Below are 20476 nucleotides of genomic sequence, written 5' to 3'. Positions count from 1 at the left end.
GGACGCCGCGGCCGAGCCGGGCCGGGCGGGGGCAACGGGAGGGGTTCCGGATGAGCAGCGAGACGATGGTGACCGTGGTGGGGAACGTGGCGACGACACCGGTGTTCCGGGAGTTGCCGACAGGACCGGTCGCCCGGTTCCGGCTCGCGGCGCACACCCGCCGCTTCGACCGGGTGCAGAACACGTGGGTGGACGGGCACACCAATTTCTTCACGGTATGGGCCTGGCGCGCCCTGGGGACGAACGTGCAGAGCTCTCTGGCGCTCGGTGAACCGGTCATGGTGCAGGGCAAGTTGAAGGTGCGCGACGAGGAGCGGGGCGGGCAGCACTGGACGTCGGCGGACATCGAGGCGGTCGCGATCGGGCACGACCTGTCGCGCGGCACCTCCGCGTTCCGCCGGGTGCAGCAACCTCGTGTGGAGAGCGCGCCGCGGGGTGACTCTCCGTGGGACGTAGTGAGGCCGGAAGTGGTGAGGCCGGACGTAGTGAAGTCCGACGCGGCGAAGTCGGACGCGGCGAAGCTGGACGCGGCGAACTCGCAAGGGACCGAGCCCGACTTGGCCGAGCCGCAGCCCGTGGGATGACCGTGGCCGAACTGCGGCTTATCGGCACCGACATGCTGGCGATTTGTCGATAAGCCCAGCTCGGAAACGGTGTTGGTGATAACGATTGCGATTCGGATCGGTTGCCGGAAGGCGGCTCCGGGGATCGCCAAAGATCATTTCCCTAGGATGCCGAGCGTGACTCCGGGGCTCGTCGGGACCTCTGCGCACCAGGTGCAGCGACGAGTCGGGAGTGCAAGGGCCAGCCGAATGACCGTGGTTGGCGTTGATTCTGCCGGCGGGACACCACCCCCCATGTGACCACCCGTCCCGCCTGAAGGGGAATTTCGTGTTTTCTGTGTGCTCACGGACCGCACGGCGTGGACGAGGCGCAGCCCGTCTCGCCGCGGCGGCCCTGATGTCGGGACTCATGGCGACAGGGGCGATATCCGGCGCGGGCGTCGCGCAAGCCGACGACGGTGCCACGGAGCAGAGCGGTGCGAGCACCACTCTGGCCGGCCTGGAGACGTACGGCGCGGCCGTGATCCACGAGGCCGGGAAGGACGAGGAGGTGTCGGCGGGCCTGTTCCGGATGGCCGTCGACGACGGCGGGACGCTCCAGACGTACTGCGTCGACATCCACAACCCGACGCAGCCGGACGCCAAGTACCGGGAGACGCCCTGGTCCGGCACGTCGCTGCACGACAACGCGAACGCGGGGCGCATCCGCTGGATCCTGCAGAACTCGTATCCGCAGGTCAACGATCTCGCGGCGCTCGCCCGCAAGGCGCGCGCCGGGAGCCTCACCGAGCAGGAGGCCGCGGCCGGTACGCAGGTCGCGATCTGGCGCTACTCGGACAAGGTCGACGTCGACGCGGTCAGCCCCGCCGCCGAGAAGCTCGCCGACTATCTGCAGCGCAGCGCGCGCGACCTCGCGGAGCCGCGGGCCTCGCTGACCCTGACGCCGCAGGCGGTCTCCGCGCGGCCCGGCGACGACGCGTCGCCCTCCGCTTCCCCGTCTCCGGCCGGGGCGAAGTCCGGAGCCGGGCAGCGGGTCGGCCCGGTCACGGTGCGCACGAACGCCGACAGCGTCACGGTGATGCCGCCCGTCGAGGCCGCCGCGGACGGGGTGAAGCTCGTCGACGAGAAGGGCGAGCCCGTCACCACCGCGAAGGACGGCAGCCGGCTCTACTTCGACGTACCCGAGCGGGCGAAGGCGGGTTCGGCGGAGCTGACCGTGCAGGCGTCGACGACGGTTCCGGTCGGCCGCGCCTTCGCCTCCGACACCAGAAGCCAGACGCAGATCCTCGCGGGCTCCAGCGAGTCCACGGTCTCCGCGACCGCGACGGCGACCTGGGCGAGCGAGGGCGCCGTGCCCGCGCTGTCCGCGCGGGAGAACTGCGCGAAGGGCGGCGTCGACATCACGGCCGCCAACAGCGGGGACGCGCCGTACACGTTCACGCTCATGGGTAACCGGTACACGATCCCGGCAGGTCGGACGCGGACGGTGACGATACCGCTGCAGGAGGACCAGGCGTACGACTTCACGATCAAGGGGCGGCACGGCTTCGAGAAGCGGATACGGGGCGTGCTCGACTGCGCGACGACCTCGCAGGCGGGCTCCACGGCGGGCGGCGGTCTGAGGACTCAGGCGACGACGCAGCCGAGCCCCGCCTCCGTCGGCGGTACGGGTTCCGGCACGGGCACGGGCACGGACCTGGCGGAGACGGGCAGTTCGAACTCGACGCCGATCATCGCGGGCATCGCGGTGCTGCTGGTCCTGATCGGCGGGGCGTCGGTCGTCATGGGCCGCAAGAAGAAGTCGCCGGCCGAAGGTCAGGGCGAAGACCAGGTCGGCGACGGCGAGTGACGGCGGGTGCCGGGGGGCTGCCTCCCCGGCACCGGATGAGCGTGCCACCCCCGCCCCACCTGCGCTGTCATCCACATGTCAACGGGATGTGATCGCCGGTCCCTAGCGTCGAGTGCGTTGGTTGACCGGTACGTCCACAACCCAAGGGGGATCGCACATGTCGACAGCGCGCATGCCGAGGAGGAGCAGGGTGGCGGGGGCGGTTCGCGCCGTTGCCGTGGCGGCGGTGCTGACCGCCGGCAGCGCCGTCGCGTTCGCGCCGGCCGCGCACGCGGACGGCGCGGAGCACTACTACATCGAGATCGGCGGCACCGGTCCGACGACGAACAAGGACGGCTGCCCCAACACCACGTCCTCGTACGATGCCGCGAACGACGCGTTCGGCCTCGGCGCCACCGCGGTCAAGGTCTGCTACCCGGCCTCCGCGGGCCCAGTCATCGGCCCCTCAGGCGGACTCATCGAGCCTTCCGGGAAGGTCAACCCCGAGGCCCTGACCGCGCCGACGTACGACGCGAGCGTGCAACTGGGCATCGAGCGGGGGCTGAAGGCGGCGCAGGACACCCACAACGCGCACCCCGGCGCCCAGCTGACCATCACCGGCTACTCGCAGGGCGCCCAGGCGGCGGACGTGGTGCTCCAGCAGATCGCGAAGGGCGACACCGGTATCCCGAAGTCGCAGGTGGACGGCATGCTCTACGCCGATCCGATGCAGCCCGACACCGGTTTCGGGGCCCGCGTCCCCAAGGGGCTCGGCATCCCCGGCGTGGCCTCCGCGCCCGGCGCCGGACCGGCGGACTTCGACGGGATCCCGGTCAAGCGGTTCTGCATCGTCGGCGACCCGGTGTGCGACCTGCGGTCCCTCACCAACGCGCCCGGGTACTTCGACGTGCACCCGCTGTACCCGGAGGTCGCCATCCCCAAGAGCCTCACCCAGACCGGCGGGAACGGCGTTCAGTGGCTCAACCGGAACGGAGACCCGGTGTAGGGCCGTAGGGCCACCTGAGGGAACGGGGGAACGGGGGATCGGGGGAGTGGTCCGGCCGGTTAGCGGCCGGCCGGACCATCCCCGTCCGGTGCCTGTTCCCGCCCGGGTCTTCGGCCGCCGAGGTCGTCGAGGACGCGGGAGATGCGCTGCCGGTTGGCGTCGGCGTCGGGGAGGGCGGTGCCGCGTTCGAAGAAGTCGCGGGAGCCGGACAGGTCCTCGGCCACGGCTCCGTGCCAGAGCAGCCGGTGCCGCAGCGCGGTCTCAGGGGCGGCGTCGGTCGCCTCGTCCAGGACCGTGCGGGCCCGGCGCCGCAGATCCGCGGCCGCCTCCGGATTGCCCAGGTCGGCCTCGGCAGTGGACAACCGGTCGAGGGCGGCGGCGTACAGGGGAACATCCCCGAGCCGCCGGGCCAGGCTCTCGGCCTTGCCGAGCGTGCCGACGGCCTCGGTGGGCCGCCCCAGGTCGAGTTGGAGCCCGCCGAGGCGGAGCAGGGTCTTGCCGAGGAGCCGTGGGCTGCCCGCCTTCTCGGCCAGGGCGATGGCCTTCAGGTAGCGGTCGTACGCCTTGTCGTGCTCGCCGAGCTGGTGGTGCATGTCGCCGGCCCGCGTCAGGATCGAGCCGGTGAGCCAGTCGTCGTGCGTCAACTCGCCCGCCAGGCGCAGCACTTCGGCGAAGTGCTCCATGGACTCGGCGACCCGGCCCTCCAGGTTGGCGAAGGTGCCGAGACCGGCCGAGGCGCGGGCCTGCTCGTGGCGGTCGTCGGCGCGGCGGCTGATGTCCAGGGCCTCGGCGAACCAGGCGCGGGCCTCGCGGTACCGGCCCTGGACCCCGTACAGAATGCCGAGGCCCGTGCGAAGCGCGGAGTCCATCCGCCGGTCGGTGGCCCGCCCGAGCAGCGGGAGCAGCATCTCCAGCGCGGTGCGGCACTCGTGGAACCGGCCCTGTCTGGTGAGGTAGTCGACCAGGCCCTCGGCGATCCAGCAGGCCTCGTCGATCCGGCCGACGGCGACCGCCTGGCCGACCACGTCGACCAGTTCGCCGCCCGCCTCGTCGAGCCAGGCCGTCGCCTCCTCCCAGCCCGTGAAGGGGCCGGTGCCCTGCGGGCCCGTCGGGGTGGACGACGTGCCCCAGTCGCTGGCGCAGCGGGTGGCGGCGACGTACAGCCGCAGCACCCGTTCCCGTGCCGCGGAGGCCTCGTCGGGGGAGGCGGCGGCGACGCGGCGGGCGTAGACGGCCACGAGATCGTGCAGGCGGTAGCGGTCGACGGTCACCCGCTGCACCAGACTCGCCTCGGCCAGGTTCTCCAGGGCGCGTTCGGCGTCGGCGGGCGGCCGGTCGAGGAGGGCGGCCAGGGTCAGCCGGTCGAGCCGCACGGTCGGCGAGAGGCCCAGGACGCGGAAGGCGCGCTGCTCGGCGGCCGGGAGCTGGGCGTAGGAGACCCCGAACGCGGCTTCGACGCTGCGGTCCTCCACGGCGAGTTCGTCGAGGCGGCGCTCGTCGTCGGTCAACCGGGCGGCCAGGGCCTCCACCGCCCAGGGCGGCCGGTCCTGGATCCGCGCGCCGACGATCCGCAACGCCAGCGGAAGCCGCCCGCACAAGGTGGCCAGCTCGCGTACGGCGGCCCGTTCACGGTAGGCGGGTGCTCCGGCCGCCGCCGCTACGTCCTCGGCCGCCGCCCCCTCCTCGCTGCCGACCCCGACCATCCGGGTCAGCAGTTCGGCCGCCTCGTCGATGCCGAGAGGTGACAGCGAGACCCTGCGGTGCGCGTCGAGGCCCATCAGGCGCCGGCGACTCGTCACCATCACCAGGGAGCCGGGCCCGGCGGGCAGCAGGGGGCGCACCTGTTCGGCGCGGGCGGCGTCGTCGAGTACGAGGAGCAGCCGGAGGGAGGCGGTGGCCGCCCGCCAGGACGCGGCGAGCTCGTCCAGGTCCTCGGAGTCCTGCCCCTCGCCGGCGCCCACCGCCCGCAATAATCGGCGCAGAACGCGCTGCCGCCCCGCCGTCTCACGGTCCTCGCGGTGCCCGTGCAGCTCCACGAACAGGCAGCCGTCGGGGTACCGGCCGCGCAGGGCCCGTGCCGCGCGCACCACCAGCGCGGTCTTCCCGACGCCTGCCATGCCGTCGACCGCCCGGACGGTGACCTCCTGGGCGTCGGCGGGCGCGACGAGCAGCTGGTGCTGGCGCTCCCGGCCGGTGAAGTTGCTGGTGTCGACGGGCAGTTCGTAGCGGGCGCGGTGCTTACGGGGCGAATCGTCGGTACGCGGCCGGGGGACGGCCGGCCGTCGCCCCGCGGCCTCGCCGGGCGGGAACGGGTCGTCTCCACGGAGCACCGCCGCGTGCACCCGCCGCAGTTCGGCGCCGGGCTCCACCCCTTGCCCGTCGACCAGCCGACGGCGCACGGTCGCGTAGACATCGAGCGCGTCGGCCTGCCGGTTGGCGGCGTGCAGGGCGCGCATGAGCAGGGTGGCCAGCGCCTCGTTGTAAGGGTGGGCCGTGGTCAGGGAGAACAGCTCGGCCAGCGCCTCGGCGTGCCGCCCGGAACGCAGCAGGCACTCGGCCCTCTCCTGCGCCGCCAGGAGCCGCTGCTCCGCGAGCCGCAGCCGCTCGCCCTCCGCGAAGGGCCCGGGCAGCCCGGCCAGGGGCTCGCCGCGAAACAGCTCCAACGCACGGGACCACGCGTCGACGGCGCCGCCGAGATCCCCGGAATTCCTCGCCGCGTGCGCCTCGGCGACGCCCGCCTCCCACCGCGCGACGTCCACGGACGCGCTGCCGGGCACGAAGCGGTACCCGCCGCGCACGGTCTCGATCACGGAACGCGGCTGCCCGGGCAGATCCAGACGGCGCCGCAACCGGTGCACGTACACGGGGATCACCCTCGTCCCCGTTCCGGGCGGCTCCGTCCCCCACACCCCGTCGAGCAGTTGCTGCCGGCCGACCGTCCTCCCGGGCCGCAACAGCAGCGCCACCAGGAGCGCCTGCTCCCGCACCGGCCCGAGCTCCAGGGCGTCGCCGCCGCGCCAGGCCTGGGGCGGCCCGAGCAGACCGAAGTGCGGACGCGGGTCCCGCGGGTTCACTTCCGTGGACAACTCGCTCGGAATCGGCACGCGGCGAGACTACCCACGCCTTGATCGCCCCCGTCCGCCCCTGCCCCGACCCCCACAAGACCTGCACGCGGAGCGCGACACACAGTGACCACCGGGCTACCGGCCCACGTCGAGAACCCGCAGTTCAGGGCGCTGCACCGATACGGGTTTCCCCCGTGCGGTGGCTGTACGGCAAGATGGGGTGTATCTGCCCTCACGCGGTGGAGCCGCAGCACGCGGGCCCCTTACTGCGATACACACTTCGACTGCCGGACGGTTTCTCTTGGCTGAGTTCATCTACTCCATGCGCAAGGCGCGCAAGGCGCACGGCGACAAGGTGATCCTCGACGACGTCACCCTGGACTTTCTTCCTGGAGCGAAGATCGGCGTCGTCGGGCCGAACGGTGCCGGTAAGTCGACCGTCCTGAAGATCATGGCCGGCATCGAGCAGGCGTCGAACGGTGACGCCGTCCTGATGCCCGGTTACAGCGTCGGCATCCTCATGCAGGAGCCGAAGCTCGACGAGTCCAAGACCGTTCTGGAGAACGTGCAGGACGGCGCCGCCGAGATCATGGGCAAGCTCAAGCGCTTCAATGAGGTCGCCGAGCTGATGGCCACTGATTACAGCGACGAGCTCATGGAGGAGATGGGCAAGCTCCAGGAGGACCTCGACCACGCCGACGCGTGGGACCTCGACGGTCAGCTGGAGCAGGCCATGGACGCCCTCGGCTGCCCGCCCGGCGACTGGGGTGTCACCAATCTCTCCGGTGGTGAGAAGCGCCGCGTCGCGCTCTGCAAGCTGCTGATCGAGGCGCCCGACCTGCTGCTCCTCGACGAGCCCACCAACCACCTCGACGCCGAGTCCGTGAACTGGCTGGAGCAGCACCTCGCCCAGTACAAGGGCACCGTCGTGGCCATTACTCACGACCGGTACTTCCTGGACAACGTCGCCGAGTGGATCCTCGAGCTCGACCGCGGGCGCGCGATTCCGTACGAGGGCAACTACTCCACGTACCTGCAGAAGAAGTCCGAGCGCCTCAAGGTCGAGGGCAAGAAGGACGAGAAGCGGCAGAAGCGGCTCAAGGAGGAATTGGAGTGGGTGCGGTCTAACGCCAAGGGGCGGCAGACCAAGTCGAAGTCGCGTCTCGCCCGCTACGAGGAGATGGCGGCCGAGGCCGACAAGATGCGGAAGCTGGACTTCGAGGAGATCCAGATCCCGCCGGGCCCGCGACTGGGCAACGTCGTCGTCGAGGTCGAGAACCTCGGCAAGGCGTTCGGCGACAAGGTCCTGATCGACGACCTGAGCTTCACGCTGCCGCGCAACGGCATCGTCGGTGTCATCGGTCCGAACGGTGCCGGTAAGACCACCCTGTTCAAGATGCTGCAGGGCTTCGAGACGCCGGACTCCGGCTCCATCAAGGTCGGCGACACCGTCAAGATCAGCTACGTCGACCAGAACCGCGCCAACATCGACCCGAAGAAGACCCTTTGGGCCGTGGTGAGCGATGAGCTCGACTACATCAATGTCGGGCAGGTCGAGATGCCGTCGCGTGCGTACGTGTCGGCCTTCGGGTTCAAGGGGCCGGACCAGCAGAAGCCCGCCGGTGTGCTCTCCGGTGGTGAGCGCAACCGTCTGAACCTCGCGCTCACCCTCAAGCAGGGCGGCAACCTGCTGCTTCTCGACGAGCCGACGAACGACCTCGACGTCGAGACCCTGTCGAGCCTTGAGAACGCGCTGCTCGAGTTCCCGGGCTGTGCCGTCGTCGTGTCCCACGACCGGTGGTTCCTCGACCGGGTCGCCACGCACATCCTCGCGTACGAGGGTGAGTCCAAGTGGTTCTGGTTCGAGGGCAACTTCGAGTCCTACGAGAAGAACAAGATCGAGCGGCTCGGTGCCGACGCGGCCCGTCCGCACCGCGCCACCTACAAGAAGCTGACCCGCGGCTGATGGCTCGCCACGTATACGCCTGCCCCCTGCGCTGGGCCGACATGGACGCGTACGGACACGTCAACAATGTCGTGTTCCTCCGGTACTTGGAGGAAGCCCGTATCGATTTCCTGTTCCGCCCGGACAAGGACTTCCAGCAGGGGTCGGTCGTGGCGCGCCATGAGATCGACTACAAGCGGCAGTTGGTGCACCGGCACCGGCCCGTGGACATCGAGCTGTGGGTGAGTGAGATAAAGGCGGCTTCGTTCACGCTGTCGTACGAGGTGAAGGACGAGGACGTCGTGTACGTGCGTGCCTCGACGGTCGTCGTGCCGTTCGACTTCGAGGCGCAGCGGCCGCGCCGGATCACCGCCGAGGAGCGGGAGTTCCTCGACGAGTACCGGGACGACGCGGACCGTGCGGAGGCGCTCGTCGCATGAGCGCGCCCGTGCTGTTCCTGGCCGACTCGGGGGAGGCGGCGGATCTCGCCGCCTTCCTCGGCCGGCTGCTGCACTACGACAAGGCGGCCGCCGTGCGGCTGCGGGCGCAGGCCGGTGGGCAGGCGCTCGCGGTGTTCGGGCGGCCGCCCTCGTTCGAGGTGCTGGCCGTGCGTACGGCGCGGCTGCTCAAGCCGTACGAGAACGGGATCGACGACACCCTCGATGTGACCGTCTCCGCGGGGGAGTTGCTCGACTCCCTCGACGAGGGGACCGCCACCGCCACGGTTCCCGGCGCCGTCACCGGGCCGCCCTGGGCCGGTGTGCTGCCGCCGCTCGGCGGATGGGAGCGGGTGGCCGGGTTCCCGGACGCGGATGCGCTGCGCGGGCTGGTGAAGGCCGCCGTGGCGGAGTTCCGGGCCCGGGTCGACGGGCTGGCGCCCGAGGAACGGACCCGCGGAGCGCTCGACCAGATCGGGCGTGAGGTGTGGTCGCGGGAGATCGGCGACAGTGGAGCGCCGGTGCGGATCGTGCACGCGGCGGCGTCCCTCGGGTTCCTGCGGGGGGCCGACGTCGACCTGTTGGCCGCGGGGGCGTGGGTGCGGTTGCGTACCGCGTACGGGTCCGTGGCGGTTCGGCGGGCGTCGGCCACGCTGGGTGGGATTTCCCTCAGCCCCGCGTAAGTGGGGGCCGAGAGGGGGCTGCGGTCGCGGGGCTCTGCCCCGGACCCCGCTGGCTCTCGTCCAAGAGCGGGGCTTGAATTGCCCACCCGCCGCCGCGGCTCGATGGGATCACCCGCCCCAAGCCCCTGAAGTCGGGCTCAGCCCGCCGTGTTCACCATCGACGCCGCCGCGTACGTCAGGTAGTTCCACAGCGTGCGCTCGTGTTCCTCGGAGAGGTTCAGGTCCTCCACCGCCACCCGCATGTGCTTCAGCCACGCGTCGTGGGCCGCGCGGTCGACCTGGAACGGCGCGTGGCGCATCCGCAGGCGCGGGTGGCCGCGGTTGTCGCTGTAGGTGCGGGGGCCGCCCCAGTACTGCATGAGGAAGAGGGCGAGGCGCTCCTCGGCGGGGCCCAGGTCCTCCTCCGGGTACATGGGACGCAGCAGCTCGTCCTGTGCGACGCCCTCGTAGAAGCGGTGCACCAGGCGGCGGAACGTCTCCTCGCCACCCACCTGCTCGTAGAACGTCTGCTCCTGAAGCGTGTCGCGCGGGATCTCAGTCACCCCTCCATGCTCTCAGACGCACCGGACCAGGACCCGAGTCCTAGGCCGGGCCCCGGCCCCGTCCCGCACCGGAACAGGGCTCGCCGATTCCGATGCGGCGCAGGACAGTGGACATATGGGCGCAGAGCACACCCGGGACCTGGAGCAGCTCGCCGTACGGGCGCGGGCCGCGCTCGTGCGCGAGATCGATCACAGTGGCGCCTGGGACGCGGACCCGGCGTGGCGGGAGGCGTTCGAGGAGGTGCCGCGGCATCTGTTCGTGCCGTACTACTTCGTGGGCGTGACCGGAGGGTACGAGCGACTGTGGGGGGAGCATCCCGATCCGGAGCGGCGCGAGCGGTGGCTGCGCGGGGCCTACGCCGACCAGCCGCTGGCCACCCGGCTGCGGGACGGGGAACTGGTGTCGTCGAGCAGCCAGCCGTCGCTGATGGCGCGGATGCTCGTGGAGCTGCGGGTGCGGGACGGGGACCGGGTCCTGGAGATCGGGGCGGGGACCGGGTACAACGCCGCGCTGCTCGCGCACCGGGTCGGTGCGGGGAACGTCACGTCCGTCGACCTCGATCCGGAGATCACCGAGTCCGCCAGGGTTCATCTCGCCGCTGCCGGGTACCGGACGGCCGTCGTCACCGGCGACGGGGCGCGGGGCTGCCCGGAGCGGGCGCCGTACGACCGGATCATCGCGACGTGCGCGCTGCCCTCCGTGCCGGTGGAGTGGATCGGGCAGTGCCGGCCCGGCGCGCGGATCCTGGCACCCGTGTCGACCGGGCTCGTGGCCCTCGACGTACGGGACGTGGCGGGGCGGTACGCGCAGGGGCGGTTCCTGCACACGCCCGCGTACTTCATGGCGCTGCGCGGCGGCGCGGGCCGGGCGCCCGAGCCGCGGGGCGGGGGACTGCCGCACCCCGTGCTGCGCGAGGAGTCGTTCCGGTTCCTGCTCGCGCTGGCGTCGGGGCACCTGGACCCCTACGACGTGCTCGCGCTGTGGGAGCGGGAGGGCAGGCCTGAGCGGGAGCGGTTCGGGGTGACCGTGCGGGGCGAGGGCCGCCAGTGGGCGTGGCTCGACGATCCGGAAGGGCCCCACACATGGGAGTTGCCGGGCACCCCGTAGGGCACCCGGCAACTCCGCTGCTTCGTTACTGCGCTACGACCGCGTGTGCTCAGCCGCGCCGGATCGTGATCGTCGTCCACGCTCCGACGTGCACCCGGTCACCGTCCTGCAGCGGCACGGGGACGAACGGCTGGATCGGTTCGTCACCGCCGTTGACCGTCGTGCCGTTCGTCGAGTTCTGGTCGACGACCGCCCACGTGCCGTCGGGCTGCTGCACGAGCACCGCGTGCTGGTGCGAGACGCCCGGGTCCTCCGGCGGCACCGACAGGTCGATGTCGGGGGACTCCCCGGTGGAGTGCCGGCGCCGGCCGATCGACAGCTGGTTCCCGGTGAGCTGGCGCTGCTGCTCCGGCGAGTACGCGGGCAGGTTGAGCCCCGAGGCCTCGGGGCCGCTGCGCTGCATCATCGCCATGAAGTAGTCGCGGTCCGGACCGATCGTCGCCGACCACGTCATCGGGCCCTGCTGCTGCGGCTGCTGCTGGAACGGCGGCGGGGTCGTCGACGGCCCCGCGGGCATCGACGGGTCGGACGGCGGCGGGATCATCCAGTCGTCGCCGTTGGTCCCACCGGGACCGCCGTGACCACCGGGACCGCCCTGGCCGCCGAACGACGGGTTGGGCGGCGGAGGCGGCGGGCCCTGCGGGTCGTGGTGCTGCGGGAAGCCGGGCGGCGGGGGCTGCATGGGCCCCGGCTGCACGGGCTGCGCGGGACCGGGCGGCGGGCCCGGCTGCGCGGGCGGCGCCGGGGCGGGCGCCGGAGCCTGCTGCTGGAAGCCCTGCGGGGGACCGCCACCGGTCTCGTACGAACCGTGGCCCTCGAAGGACGGCGGGGGCGGCGGCGGGGCCTGGCCCGACGGCTCGTTTCCGAACGGGGACGGCGGGATCGGCTCCGCCGGCCGGTTCATCTGCGAGGGCCGCGAGCCCTGGTACTCGTACGAGTCGGGGCCAGGGGGCTGCTGCTGGAAGTGCAGCGCCGGGTTCGGGCCCTGCGGGTCCTGCGGCTGCTGTTGCGGCGGGAAGCCGGGCGCCCCGGGGCCGCCCTGGCCGCCCGACGTGGGCAGCGGCGGGTTCGGGGCGGCGGGCGTGTACGACGTCGCCGTGTTCGTGAGGAAGTTCCAGCGGCACTCCTCGCAGAACGGCGCGCCGCCCTCACGCGGCGTGCGGCACTGCGGGCACAGTTCGGGCGTACCGGCCCCACCCTGCGGCGCCTGCGGCGCGGCCGGCTGCGGGTAGCCGTAACCGGCGGCCGGGGGCGGCGGAGGGGGCGGGGGCACGGCACCGGCCATGCGGTGACCGCAGACCTCGCACCAGTCTTCGGAACCCGACTGGTGTCCGTTCGGGCAGGTCGGCATGTCGGCGCTTCCCCCTCTCCTTCAAGTGCAAGCAGGGCTTGCCGTAGTGCGTGGGTGGTTATTTTTTGACGCGAACCGTCTTGGTCGACCGGGTCTCGAGAGTCATCTCGTCGGCCTCCGCGACCTTCGCTTTCAATCGAACAGTACCTTCCGCGGCGTCCACCACGTCCACCACCTTCGAAAGCAGCTTGGCCGTATCCGCGTTCCCCGACAGGGCCGCCAGCTGCACCGCGCGGCCCAGCTTCGCGGTCGCCCCGTCCGCATCGCCCGACTTTCGTGCGTCGAGTCCCTGCTGGATGACTTGTGCCAGTTCGGCCTGGCCCGTGTAGTGGGCGACCTGCGGGTTGATCGACGTAGAGGCCACCATGTCGTCCGTCCACACCGCACGCACGAGGCCCTGCGAGAGGGTCTGCGCCGAGCCGTCCGGCTGCGGGATCACCAGGGAGACGCGGGCCGCGAGCATCTCCTGGCCGAGATCGGCCTCCGGCACCCGCACGCACACGTGGTAGTCGCGGGACTCGTCGCCCCAGGACCCCGTGGGGTAGTCGCCGGCGCGCGGGCCCGCCTCGGTGCGCCGCTCGGTCAACTCCTCGACGGTGGGGGCGACTTGCTTCACGAACTTGATCTCGGAGCCGAGCGGCGTCCACAGCCGCAGCGCCACGTCCGCGATCTCCTTGCCCATCGCCGTCTCCATCATCTGCGTGAAGTCCTCGGCGAGATGGGCCGGGTCGGCAACGATGTCGGCGGTGCCGAGGAGGCCGGAGGCGATGCCCGTGACCTCTTTCACTTCCCAGTCGGTGCCGACGCCGCGGGCGTCGCAGGTGAAACGGCCCGCGCACGCGTCGAGGGCGGTGCGCAGATCCTCCGGCGACTCGTGTTCGTTGCGGCCGTCGGTGAGCAGGATGCCGTGCCGGATCGACACGTCCGCCGAGGCGAGGAGCCGGTCGGCCAGCTTCAGCCAGGTGCCGATCGCGGTGCCGCCGCCCGCGGACAGCTTGCGCAGCGCCTGCTTGGCCTGCCCGCGGGTGGTCGTGTCCGCGACGGCCAGGCGTCCGTTGCCCGGGTAGATCTCCTTCGCCACGTGCGTGCCCGCGATCACCGCGAAGTGCACGCCGTCGCGCAGAGCGTCGATCGCGGCGGCCGAGGCCTCGCGGGCGCCGCGCATCTTGGTGGGCGGGTAGTCCATCGACCCCGAGCAGTCCACCATCAGCGCGACCGCGGCGTCCGTGCCCGCGCTCGCCACGCTGTAGAGGTGGGGCGCGCTGACCGCGCCGCCCACGGTGCCGCCCCCGGTCGAGGTCACCGTGACGATCGCGTTGACGTCGCGGCCGCCCTCCGGCAGGAATTCGTTCTGGTAGACGTCGACGGCGAACTGCGGTCGCTGCGATTTCGAGAAATTTGCCATGGTGTCATGTCCCCCCTGAACAAGACCATTTGTGCGGCTTTCCCGCGCTACGCCGATCCTGCCCCCGACTGCGGCACAGGGAACGGCAGCACCGCCACTGTTACGTTGTCGTGGCCCCCGCCGTCCAGGGCGTGGCCGACCAGCACCTGGGCGCTGTGCAGCGGGTTGCGGGCCGCGTCCGCGGGCAGCACGCGGGCCATCTCGTCGGCGGACTCCGCGTAGTTCCACAGCCCGTCCGTGCAGACCACGACCACGCCGGGGCGGTCCGGCTTGAACGAGGCGGTGTGCGGCTCCAGTTCGTACGCGTCCGCGCCGAGCCAGCCCGTGATCGCGTGCGCCCGCTCGTCCGCGTACGCCTCCGCCTCGCTCATCAGGCCCGCCGCGACCATCTGCGCGGCCCACGAGTCGTCCTCGGTGAGCCGGGCCGCGGGCGCCTCGCGGTCGTCGGGCACCCAGTAGGCGCGCGAGTCGCCGATCCAGCCGACGATGAGCAGTTCCTTGGTGACGACCGAGGCGACGAACGTGCACGCCGGCGAGTTCTGGTGCGGCTTGTGCTCGCGGGCCGTCTCCGGCTCGTCCGCCAGGGCGTTGACCGCCTCGGCGGCCGCGACGATCGACTCGTGCATGGCCTGCTGCGGGTGTGTGCCGCGCGGCAGCGCCTCGTGCAGCGCCTCCGTGGCGGCGCGGGACGCGGCGAGCGAGGCGTCGTCGGGCCGGGTGGCCGACGACACGCCGTCGCAGACCACGGCGACGACCGCGGCCGAGCCGTCGGGCAGCGCGGCCGAGGAGATCGTGAAGAAGTCCTCGTTCCTGTGGTGGCGCAGACCGCGGTCGCTGACCGCGGCGACGGCGCCCAACTCCTGCTCCATGTGGTCGCGTTCGCGGGGCTGGGCGTGCCCGCAGTTCTCGCAGTAACCGTCGGGGTCGACATGCCCGGAGCGGCAGGCCACGCACAGCTTGGTGCCGGCGGGGGGCGTCGCGGCGCCCAGCTGCTCGGGTGTCGCGGTGCGCGGGTCGGGTGCGGCGATCCGGAACCCGTCGTCGGCCGGCGGGTCGTCGAAGCGGACGGCGGCGGGGATCTCGGTGCCGCCCGAGTCGGTGCCCTGCAGATCGGTCGGCAGGTGCACCGGGGCGGGCAGATCCGAACTGTCCAGGTCGGGGGCGGCGGGCCACTCCACGGATGCGGGCTCCGCCGCGGCGTCGGCGCCGGCCGGGGCACTTGGCCGCGGAGCCGCCGACAGGTCGTATCCGCACGCCCCGCAGAAGCGATCGGCCTCCTCCAGAGGCTCCTCGCAGCTGGGACACACTGACATTGCGGCCGCCTTGTGCGTCTGCGACATCCTCACACCCACGTCCGGGGGCGGTAGCGGTTGGCCCGCTCCACCAGTTCGATCCTCTCCTCGCCGCGCTGAGCGAGCCTGGCCAGGGTCCGGTACGAGCGCTCAAGACCGAGGCGGAGGCCGCGCTCGTCCAGATCGCTGCCGAGCACCACCGTGCGCACGGGACCCTGCGGCGGACCGGAACCCTGCCTACCGGAGAGTACCCAGTCCAGAGCCGTGCCGAGCACCTCGGTGGACAACTGCTCGCGGCGCACCGCGTCGAGGCCGAACGCGTCGAGCGCCTCGACCTGTCCCGCGGCGGCCGTCAGGTCGTTCAGCAACGGGTCCCCGTTCAGCCCCTGGGCCGTGCGGCCCCGCAGCCGCGAGCGCACCGCGGCGACCCGCGCCGCCGTGTAGTGGATCGACGACTCGGGCACCGACTCCAGGGTGCGCACGGCGCCGCCCCGGTCACCGGAGGCGAGCTGCACGCGCGCCAGGCCGAACGCCGCGCTGACATAGCTCGGGTCGGTCGACCACACCAGGCGGTAGTACTCCGCCGCGTTGTCGAGCTGGCCGAGGACCTCCGCGCACACGCCGAGCGCCAGCTTCGGCGCCGGCTCGCCGGGGAACGCGTCGTATATGGCGTCGAAGGACAGCGCCGCGTTCGTGTGGTCACCGGTCGCGAGCGCCGCGACGCCCCGGTACCAGACCACCCGCCAGTCGTCGGGATGGTCGGCCTCCAGAGCGGCCAGTCCGCGCGCCGCCGGGTCGAGTTCGCCCATTTCGAGGCGGGCCCGCAGCTCGCGCAGCCGCAGTTCCAGGGAGTCGGCGGGCGCCGCGTGCAGGGCCGCGATCAGCTCGCCGGGCGCCGAGGCCATCAGGCCCGCGAGGAACCCGGCGTTCGGATCCGCCGGGTCGACGCGCGGCACCGGGAGCGCGAGCGCCGTGCCCTGCGCCTGGAGCGGCTTGACGAGTTCGGCGGACGACGGCGGCAGCGCGGGCGCGACCGGCGGCGGGGGCAGCGCGGCCGCCGCCTTCCGCGGGCCCCTGCCGCCCCGTGCGCGCACCGGGGCCTCCCGGGCCCCGAGCGGCGACACCTCGCCCTCGAACCGGCCGAACAGCTCCGTGTCCGTGACCTTCACCTCGGGCCCGAACAGCGTCGACAGGGCGGGCCGCGGCCGGTCCGTCTGGAGCGCGACGACCTCGCGCAGCACGCCCGTCAGCTGCTCCGCCATCTCCTGCGCCGAGGCGAAGCGGCGGGCCGGGTCCGGGTCGGTGGCGCGCACCAGGAGCCGGTAGAACGACTCGTACCTGCGGAACACCTCGATGTTGTCGGGGTCGGGCAGGGAGTCCACGAACACGTTCGTATAGCCCTGGAAGTCGAAGGTGAGCAGCGCGAGCGTCCGGGCCACGGTGTAGAGGTCCGAGGCGACGGACGGCCCCAGCTCGGCGACCTCGGGCGCCTGGAAGCCGACCGTCCCGTAGATCGCGCTCTCGTCGTCGTCCATCCTGCGGACCGCGCCCATGTCGATGAGCTTGAGCTGGTCCTCGGTCTGGATCGCGTTGTCCACCTTGAAGTCGCAGTAGAGGAGATTGCGGCTGTGCAGATGGCCGAGCGCCTCAAGGGCCTCGATGCCGTACGCGCACGCCTGCTCCACCGGCAGCGGGTCCCGCCTGCCCTGCGGGGTGCGCCGCTCGTTGGCGATCTCCTTGAGCGACTTGCCGCCCACGTACTCCATGACGATGTAGCCGTCCAGGGAGCCGGTGCGCTGGTCGAGGTGCTCGACGAAGTTGTAGATGCGGACGATGTTCGAGTGCTCGATCTCCGCGAGGAAGCGGCGCTCCGAGATCGCGGCGGCCATCGCGTCCTGGTCACCCGTGTCGAGCAGGCCCTTGAGGACCACCCAGCGGTCGGACACCGCCCGGTCGACCGCGAGATAGACCCAGCCGAGGCCGCCGTGCGCCAGACAGCCCACGACCTCGTACTGGCCGTGCACGACGTCGCCCGTGTCGAGCTTGGGCACGAAGGAGTACGGGTGGCCGCACTTGGTGCAGAAGCCTTCGGTGCGGCCCGGCCGCTCGCCCCGCGAACGGCCCACCGGGGCGCCGCAGTCGGAGCGCGAGCAGAACCGCTTCCGCTCGGGGACCTCGGGGTGTTCCTGCACCATCGCGCGCGGGTCGGGCCGCGGCACGTCCGGCACATTGACCAGGCCGACGCCGAGCCGCGCCCGGCCCGAACCGCTCGCGCCCGCCCCGGAGCTGCGCACCGACACCGAACGCGAGGTCGAACTCCCCGACAGGGAACGGGAGAGCCGCCCCGAGACGGACCTGCGGGACTGCGAGGAACGCGCCGACGTCCTGGCCGAGGCCCGCGAACTGGAGCCGGAGCTCTGCGAACCGCGCTGCCCGCCACCGGCGATCCCGGTCGGCGGCGACGCCACCATGCCGCTCGGCGACACCACAGGGGCGAGCCCGCACATGTCGCAGTACAGCTCGCCGCCGCCCATGTCCTCGTAGGAACCGGAACAGCCGGGCCGCTGGCAGGTGGACGCCGCCGCGGGGGCGGCCACGGGCGCGCTCTGCGGCCGGGCGACGGGCCGGTGCGTGGGGGCGCTGCCCCCGTAGGTGCCACCGGCACCAGCGCCGGCACCAGCACCAGCACCGGCCGTCTCCGGCTTTAGGCCGCACGTGTTGCAGTACAGCTCCCCGCCCATGTCCTCGTACGAGCCCGTACAACCCGCTCTGCCGCACTTCTGTGGCGCCACGCTCACGACTCCCCCCTGGCCGTTCTGTCGGCGGGCGCGGACAGGGCGTCCACCGCCGCCCGTTGATACCGCAGCACCGCCGCGTCCGCCGCGCGCAGGTCGCAGGGCGCGCTCCACAGCATGCGCCGCGCCGCGTCGTACCGCTCCACCAGGAACGGATCCTCGGCGAAACCGAGCCGTGCCACCTTCGCCTTGTACGCGTCGAGCCGCCCGCGCAGCTCCGCGCGGACCGCCAGCGGCGCCGTCACCGCCGTCAACTCGGTGCGGGCACGCAGCAGTTCCTCCTCCGCTTTCGACTCCAGCGACTCCAGGAGCGGCGAGAGCCGGTTCCACTGGCCGTGCCTGCGGTACTCGGCAGCCTTCGCCAACTGCTCCTGCAGCGCCGTCGGCGGACCCGACACCGCGGGCACGTCCGAGCCCGCGATCTTCGCGAGGACCTCGCCGCGCGCCGACCTCGCCTCCGCGAGCGTGCGGTCCGCGCGCGACAGCACGTCCCGCAGCCGGCCGAGCCGCGCCTCCGCGTCCTGCCGCACACCGAGCACGGCCTCGATCTCCCGGCGCACGTCCTCCAGGGCGCGCGCCTCCCGGTCGTACGCCGTCGTGTCGGGGCGGCCGCCGCCGGGCGCCGAACTCCCCGCCGTCCTACGCCAGTACGTGAGCGGGTCCGAGACCACTTCCTCGCGCAGCAGGGTCAGCGAGCCGGTGATCCGCTCCAGGTCGTCGCCCGCCGGATGCTCACCGGGGCGCACCCCCACCGAGTGCGCGAGCTGCCGGGTACGGGCCAGCTCGGCGGCGAGCATGTCTATACGGGCGGGCAGCGCCGACCACACCGCGTCGGCGGCCACCACCATGTCCAGGGACGACGCGTACAGCGCGTTCATCCGGTCGACGAGCGCCGCGAGCGTGAACTGCTCGGACAGCTTCGCGGGTCCCGTGATCGAGGGCGAGGTGCCGCCCGCGCCCTCCAGCACCGGGCCGGGCGCGATCGTGACGGACTCGCCGCGCAGCAGCTCCGTCAGCTCCACCAGGTCGCCGCGGCTGGGCAGCCGGCGCCGCGAGCGGACCTCGCGCGCCGTGCGCAGCGCGTCCGCGTACGCGTCGAAGTACGCCCACAGCAGCGTGATCTCCTGCTCGGCCGAGGCCCAGCGCTCCTCGGTCGTCCCGGTCAGCCGGGCGCCCTCCAGGAGTCTGCGCCCCGCGTGGTCCTGCAGGGCGAGCAGAGACGTCTCGATCGCTTCGTGCTCCGCGCCGAGCCGGGCCAGGGCACGGTCCACCTCGTCCCGGTCCATCACTGGGCCGGCGGGTCCCGCGACGCCCATCGATCACCTCTCGCTTTCCCGAGTCTCCGTCAAGTCCCTGCCGTGCCGCCTGCTGTGTGCCGTGTCGTGCGTCCTGCCTGTCGCTACTGGTACTTCGGTGCGGGCGGCCCCGAGGAGGAGCCGAGGGCCGGCTTCAGCCAGTGGTCGTACGACTTCTGCCAGCCGTCCGACTTGCGGTAGTCCACCAGCACCTGGTTGACCCGGCGCACCAGGTCGTCCGCGCCCTTCTTCATGGCGACGCCGTAGAACTCCTTGGTGTACGGCTCGCCCTTCAGCTCCACCGTCGGGTCCTGCGCGGCCTGGCTCGCGGCGAGCGCGCCGTCGGTGACCACCGCGTCGACCTCGCCGAGCTGCAGCCGCACCAGGCAGTCCAGCTGGTTCGGCACGGTCGTGGAGATGTCGGTGCTCTGCGGGAGGCCGCCCTCGGCCACCGGCTTCTTCTTGCCGTCGTCCAGCGAGGACGCCGCCGTCGAACCGGTCGCCGTGCAGATCCGCTTGCCGGCGAGCGAGGCCCCGTACCCCTTGATGTCCGAGGTCTTCGGGGCGAGCACCTGCTGGCCGGTCTGGAAGTACGCGGTGGAGAACGCGACGTCCTTGAGGCGCTCGCAGCTGATGGTCATCGTGCGGACCACCATGTCGACGTCGCCGCGCTGGATCGCCGGGATGCGCTCGTTCGTGGGGATGGCGCGGAAGCGCACCGCGTCCCGGTCGCCGAGGATCTCGCCCGCGATCTCATGCGCGAGATCGATGTCAAAACCTTCCAACTCGCTGTTCTTCGCCGAGCTGTTGGGGTCGCGGTAGCCCCAGCGGTAGCTGTTCTGGTCGACGCCCACCGAGAGATAGCCGCGGTCCTTTATGGCGCGCACCGCGCTGCCGCTCTCGCTGCCCGAGGGGGAGAGGCTGCGCTCCGGCTCCTTGCCCTTCGCCGAGGGGTCGCAGGCCTCCGCCCTGGCCTGCGTGCCTTCGGCGACGCCACCCGAGGCGTAGCTCGTCGCGCCGTCGGACGAGGGGCGCTGCTGCTGGGTCACCGGGAGCAGCAGCGCGAACACCGCCGTCAGGGCGCAGGCCACCGCCATGGCGGCCACGCCGCCCCAGCCGCGCAGGGTCACCTTCCGCACCGTGCTCTGGTTCTCCATTGCC

The 20476-nt window shown here is 72.3% G+C and carries 15 protein-coding genes; 7 read left to right on the top strand and 8 right to left on the bottom strand.

The features are described 5' to 3' along the window. Positions 1-50 precede the first annotated feature (50 nt). The 3 genes from ACFV9W_RS35175 to ACFV9W_RS35165 all read left to right on the top strand — a co-directional run bounded on the left by ACFV9W_RS35175 (position 51) and on the right by ACFV9W_RS35165 (position 3397). The gene (locus ACFV9W_RS35175; protein ID WP_385769395.1) at positions 51-584 is read left to right on the top strand and encodes a single-stranded DNA-binding protein; all 534 of its coding nucleotides are present in this window, start codon (positions 51-53) and stop codon (positions 582-584) included. 307 nt (positions 585-891) lie between these two features. Next, entirely contained in the window at positions 892-2412 is a 1521-nt protein-coding gene (locus ACFV9W_RS35170; RefSeq protein WP_385769393.1) for a Cys-Gln thioester bond-forming surface protein, read from the top strand. A 190-nt stretch (positions 2413-2602) separates the two neighbouring features. After that, positions 2603-3397, top strand: a complete 795-nt coding sequence (locus ACFV9W_RS35165; protein ID WP_385769391.1) for a PE-PPE domain-containing protein — start codon at positions 2603-2605, stop codon at positions 3395-3397. Positions 3398-3456: 59 nt separating this feature from the next. On the opposite strand, the gene ACFV9W_RS35160 is transcribed toward ACFV9W_RS35165, so the two are convergent. After that, on the bottom strand, positions 3457-6501 hold the full coding sequence (locus ACFV9W_RS35160) for a BTAD domain-containing putative transcriptional regulator (RefSeq protein WP_385769389.1): 3045 nt from the start codon (positions 6499-6501) through the stop codon (positions 3457-3459). 262 nt (positions 6502-6763) lie between these two features. Here ACFV9W_RS35160 and ettA point away from each other — a divergent pair, with 262 nt between their 5' ends. From ettA to ACFV9W_RS35145, 3 genes are read left to right on the top strand one after another with little or no spacing between them, the layout of a single operon-like run. Then, positions 6764-8428, top strand: a complete 1665-nt coding sequence (ettA, locus tag ACFV9W_RS35155; RefSeq protein WP_385769387.1) for an energy-dependent translational throttle protein EttA — start codon at positions 6764-6766, stop codon at positions 8426-8428. Then, positions 8428-8847, top strand: a complete 420-nt coding sequence (locus ACFV9W_RS35150) for an acyl-CoA thioesterase (RefSeq protein ID WP_385769385.1) — start codon at positions 8428-8430, stop codon at positions 8845-8847. The genes ettA and ACFV9W_RS35150 overlap by 1 nt, the downstream gene beginning before the upstream one ends. Beyond that, positions 8844-9527 carry a hypothetical protein gene (locus ACFV9W_RS35145; protein WP_385769383.1) on the top strand — a complete coding sequence of 228 codons (684 nt, stop codon included), beginning with the start codon at positions 8844-8846 and terminating at the stop codon, positions 9525-9527. Before ACFV9W_RS35150 ends, ACFV9W_RS35145 begins: the two co-directional genes overlap by 4 nt. Positions 9528-9664: 137 nt before the next feature. Here ACFV9W_RS35145 and ACFV9W_RS35140 read toward each other — a convergent pair whose 3' ends face one another. After that, positions 9665-10069, bottom strand: coding sequence for a globin (locus ACFV9W_RS35140; RefSeq protein WP_385769381.1), 405 nt, complete (start codon positions 10067-10069; stop codon positions 9665-9667). Between the two features lie 115 nt (positions 10070-10184). Between ACFV9W_RS35140 and ACFV9W_RS35135 the strand changes: the two genes are divergently transcribed. After that, positions 10185-11177, top strand: a complete 993-nt coding sequence (locus ACFV9W_RS35135) for a methyltransferase domain-containing protein (RefSeq protein ID WP_385769379.1) — start codon at positions 10185-10187, stop codon at positions 11175-11177. Positions 11178-11226: 49 nt separating this feature from the next. Here the strand turns inward: ACFV9W_RS35135 and ACFV9W_RS35130 are convergent, their stop codons facing one another. From ACFV9W_RS35130 to ACFV9W_RS35105, 6 genes are all read right to left on the bottom strand, one after another. Beyond that, positions 11227-12528 carry an FHA domain-containing protein gene (locus ACFV9W_RS35130; protein ID WP_385769377.1) on the bottom strand — a complete coding sequence of 434 codons (1302 nt, stop codon included), beginning with the start codon at positions 12526-12528 and terminating at the stop codon, positions 11227-11229. Between the two features lie 58 nt (positions 12529-12586). After that, positions 12587-13933 carry a VWA domain-containing protein gene (locus ACFV9W_RS35125; protein ID WP_385769375.1) on the bottom strand — a complete coding sequence of 449 codons (1347 nt, stop codon included), beginning with the start codon at positions 13931-13933 and terminating at the stop codon, positions 12587-12589. A gap of 47 nt (positions 13934-13980) precedes the next feature. After that, entirely contained in the window at positions 13981-15273 is a 1293-nt protein-coding gene (locus ACFV9W_RS35120; protein ID WP_385769373.1) for a protein phosphatase 2C domain-containing protein, read from the bottom strand. A gap of 2 nt (positions 15274-15275) precedes the next feature. Beyond that, a complete protein-coding gene (locus ACFV9W_RS35115; RefSeq protein ID WP_385769405.1) occupies positions 15276-17966 on the bottom strand; it encodes a tetratricopeptide repeat protein in 2691 nt (896 codons plus the stop codon). A 53-nt stretch (positions 17967-18019) separates the two neighbouring features. Further along, entirely contained in the window at positions 18020-19336 is a 1317-nt protein-coding gene (locus tag ACFV9W_RS35110) for a hypothetical protein (RefSeq protein WP_385769371.1), read from the bottom strand. Between the two features lie 83 nt (positions 19337-19419). Further along, positions 19420-20472 (bottom strand): glutamate ABC transporter substrate-binding protein, encoded by a 1053-nt coding sequence (locus ACFV9W_RS35105; RefSeq protein ID WP_385769369.1) that lies wholly within the window; start codon positions 20470-20472, stop codon positions 19420-19422. Positions 20473-20476 lie beyond the last annotated feature (4 nt).

Origin of the sequence: Streptomyces sp. NPDC059897, from assembly GCF_042730865.1 — a bacterium.
In the GTDB taxonomy this organism is placed as follows: Bacteria; Actinomycetota; Actinomycetes; order Streptomycetales; family Streptomycetaceae; genus Streptomyces.
The sequence above is the reverse complement of the archived record's forward strand: the minus strand, read 5'-3'. Positions and strand labels throughout refer to the sequence as shown.

What these genes read in the sequence shown, in the direction of transcription:
- ACFV9W_RS35150 (WP_385769385.1), top strand. Translation starts at nt 8,428, where the DNA reads ATGGCTCGCCACGTATACGCCTGCCCCCTGCGCTGGGCCGACATGGAC.
- ACFV9W_RS35120 (WP_385769373.1), bottom strand. Translation starts at nt 15,273, where the DNA reads ATGTCGCAGACGCACAAGGCGGCCGCAATGTCAGTGTGTCCCAGCTGC.
- ACFV9W_RS35105 (WP_385769369.1), bottom strand. Translation starts at nt 20,472, where the DNA reads ATGGAGAACCAGAGCACGGTGCGGAAGGTGACCCTGCGCGGCTGGGGC.
- ACFV9W_RS35125 (WP_385769375.1), bottom strand. Translation starts at nt 13,933, where the DNA reads ATGGCAAATTTCTCGAAATCGCAGCGACCGCAGTTCGCCGTCGACGTC.
- ACFV9W_RS35130 (WP_385769377.1), bottom strand. Translation starts at nt 12,528, where the DNA reads ATGCCGACCTGCCCGAACGGACACCAGTCGGGTTCCGAAGACTGGTGC.
- ACFV9W_RS35175 (WP_385769395.1), top strand. Translation starts at nt 51, where the DNA reads ATGAGCAGCGAGACGATGGTGACCGTGGTGGGGAACGTGGCGACGACA.
- ACFV9W_RS35115 (WP_385769405.1), bottom strand. Translation starts at nt 17,966, where the DNA reads ATGGGCGGGGAGCTGTACTGCAACACGTGCGGCCTAAAGCCGGAGACG.
- ACFV9W_RS35110 (WP_385769371.1), bottom strand. Translation starts at nt 19,336, where the DNA reads ATGGGCGTCGCGGGACCCGCCGGCCCAGTGATGGACCGGGACGAGGTG.
- ACFV9W_RS35135 (WP_385769379.1), top strand. Translation starts at nt 10,185, where the DNA reads ATGGGCGCAGAGCACACCCGGGACCTGGAGCAGCTCGCCGTACGGGCG.
- ACFV9W_RS35145 (WP_385769383.1), top strand. Translation starts at nt 8,844, where the DNA reads ATGAGCGCGCCCGTGCTGTTCCTGGCCGACTCGGGGGAGGCGGCGGAT.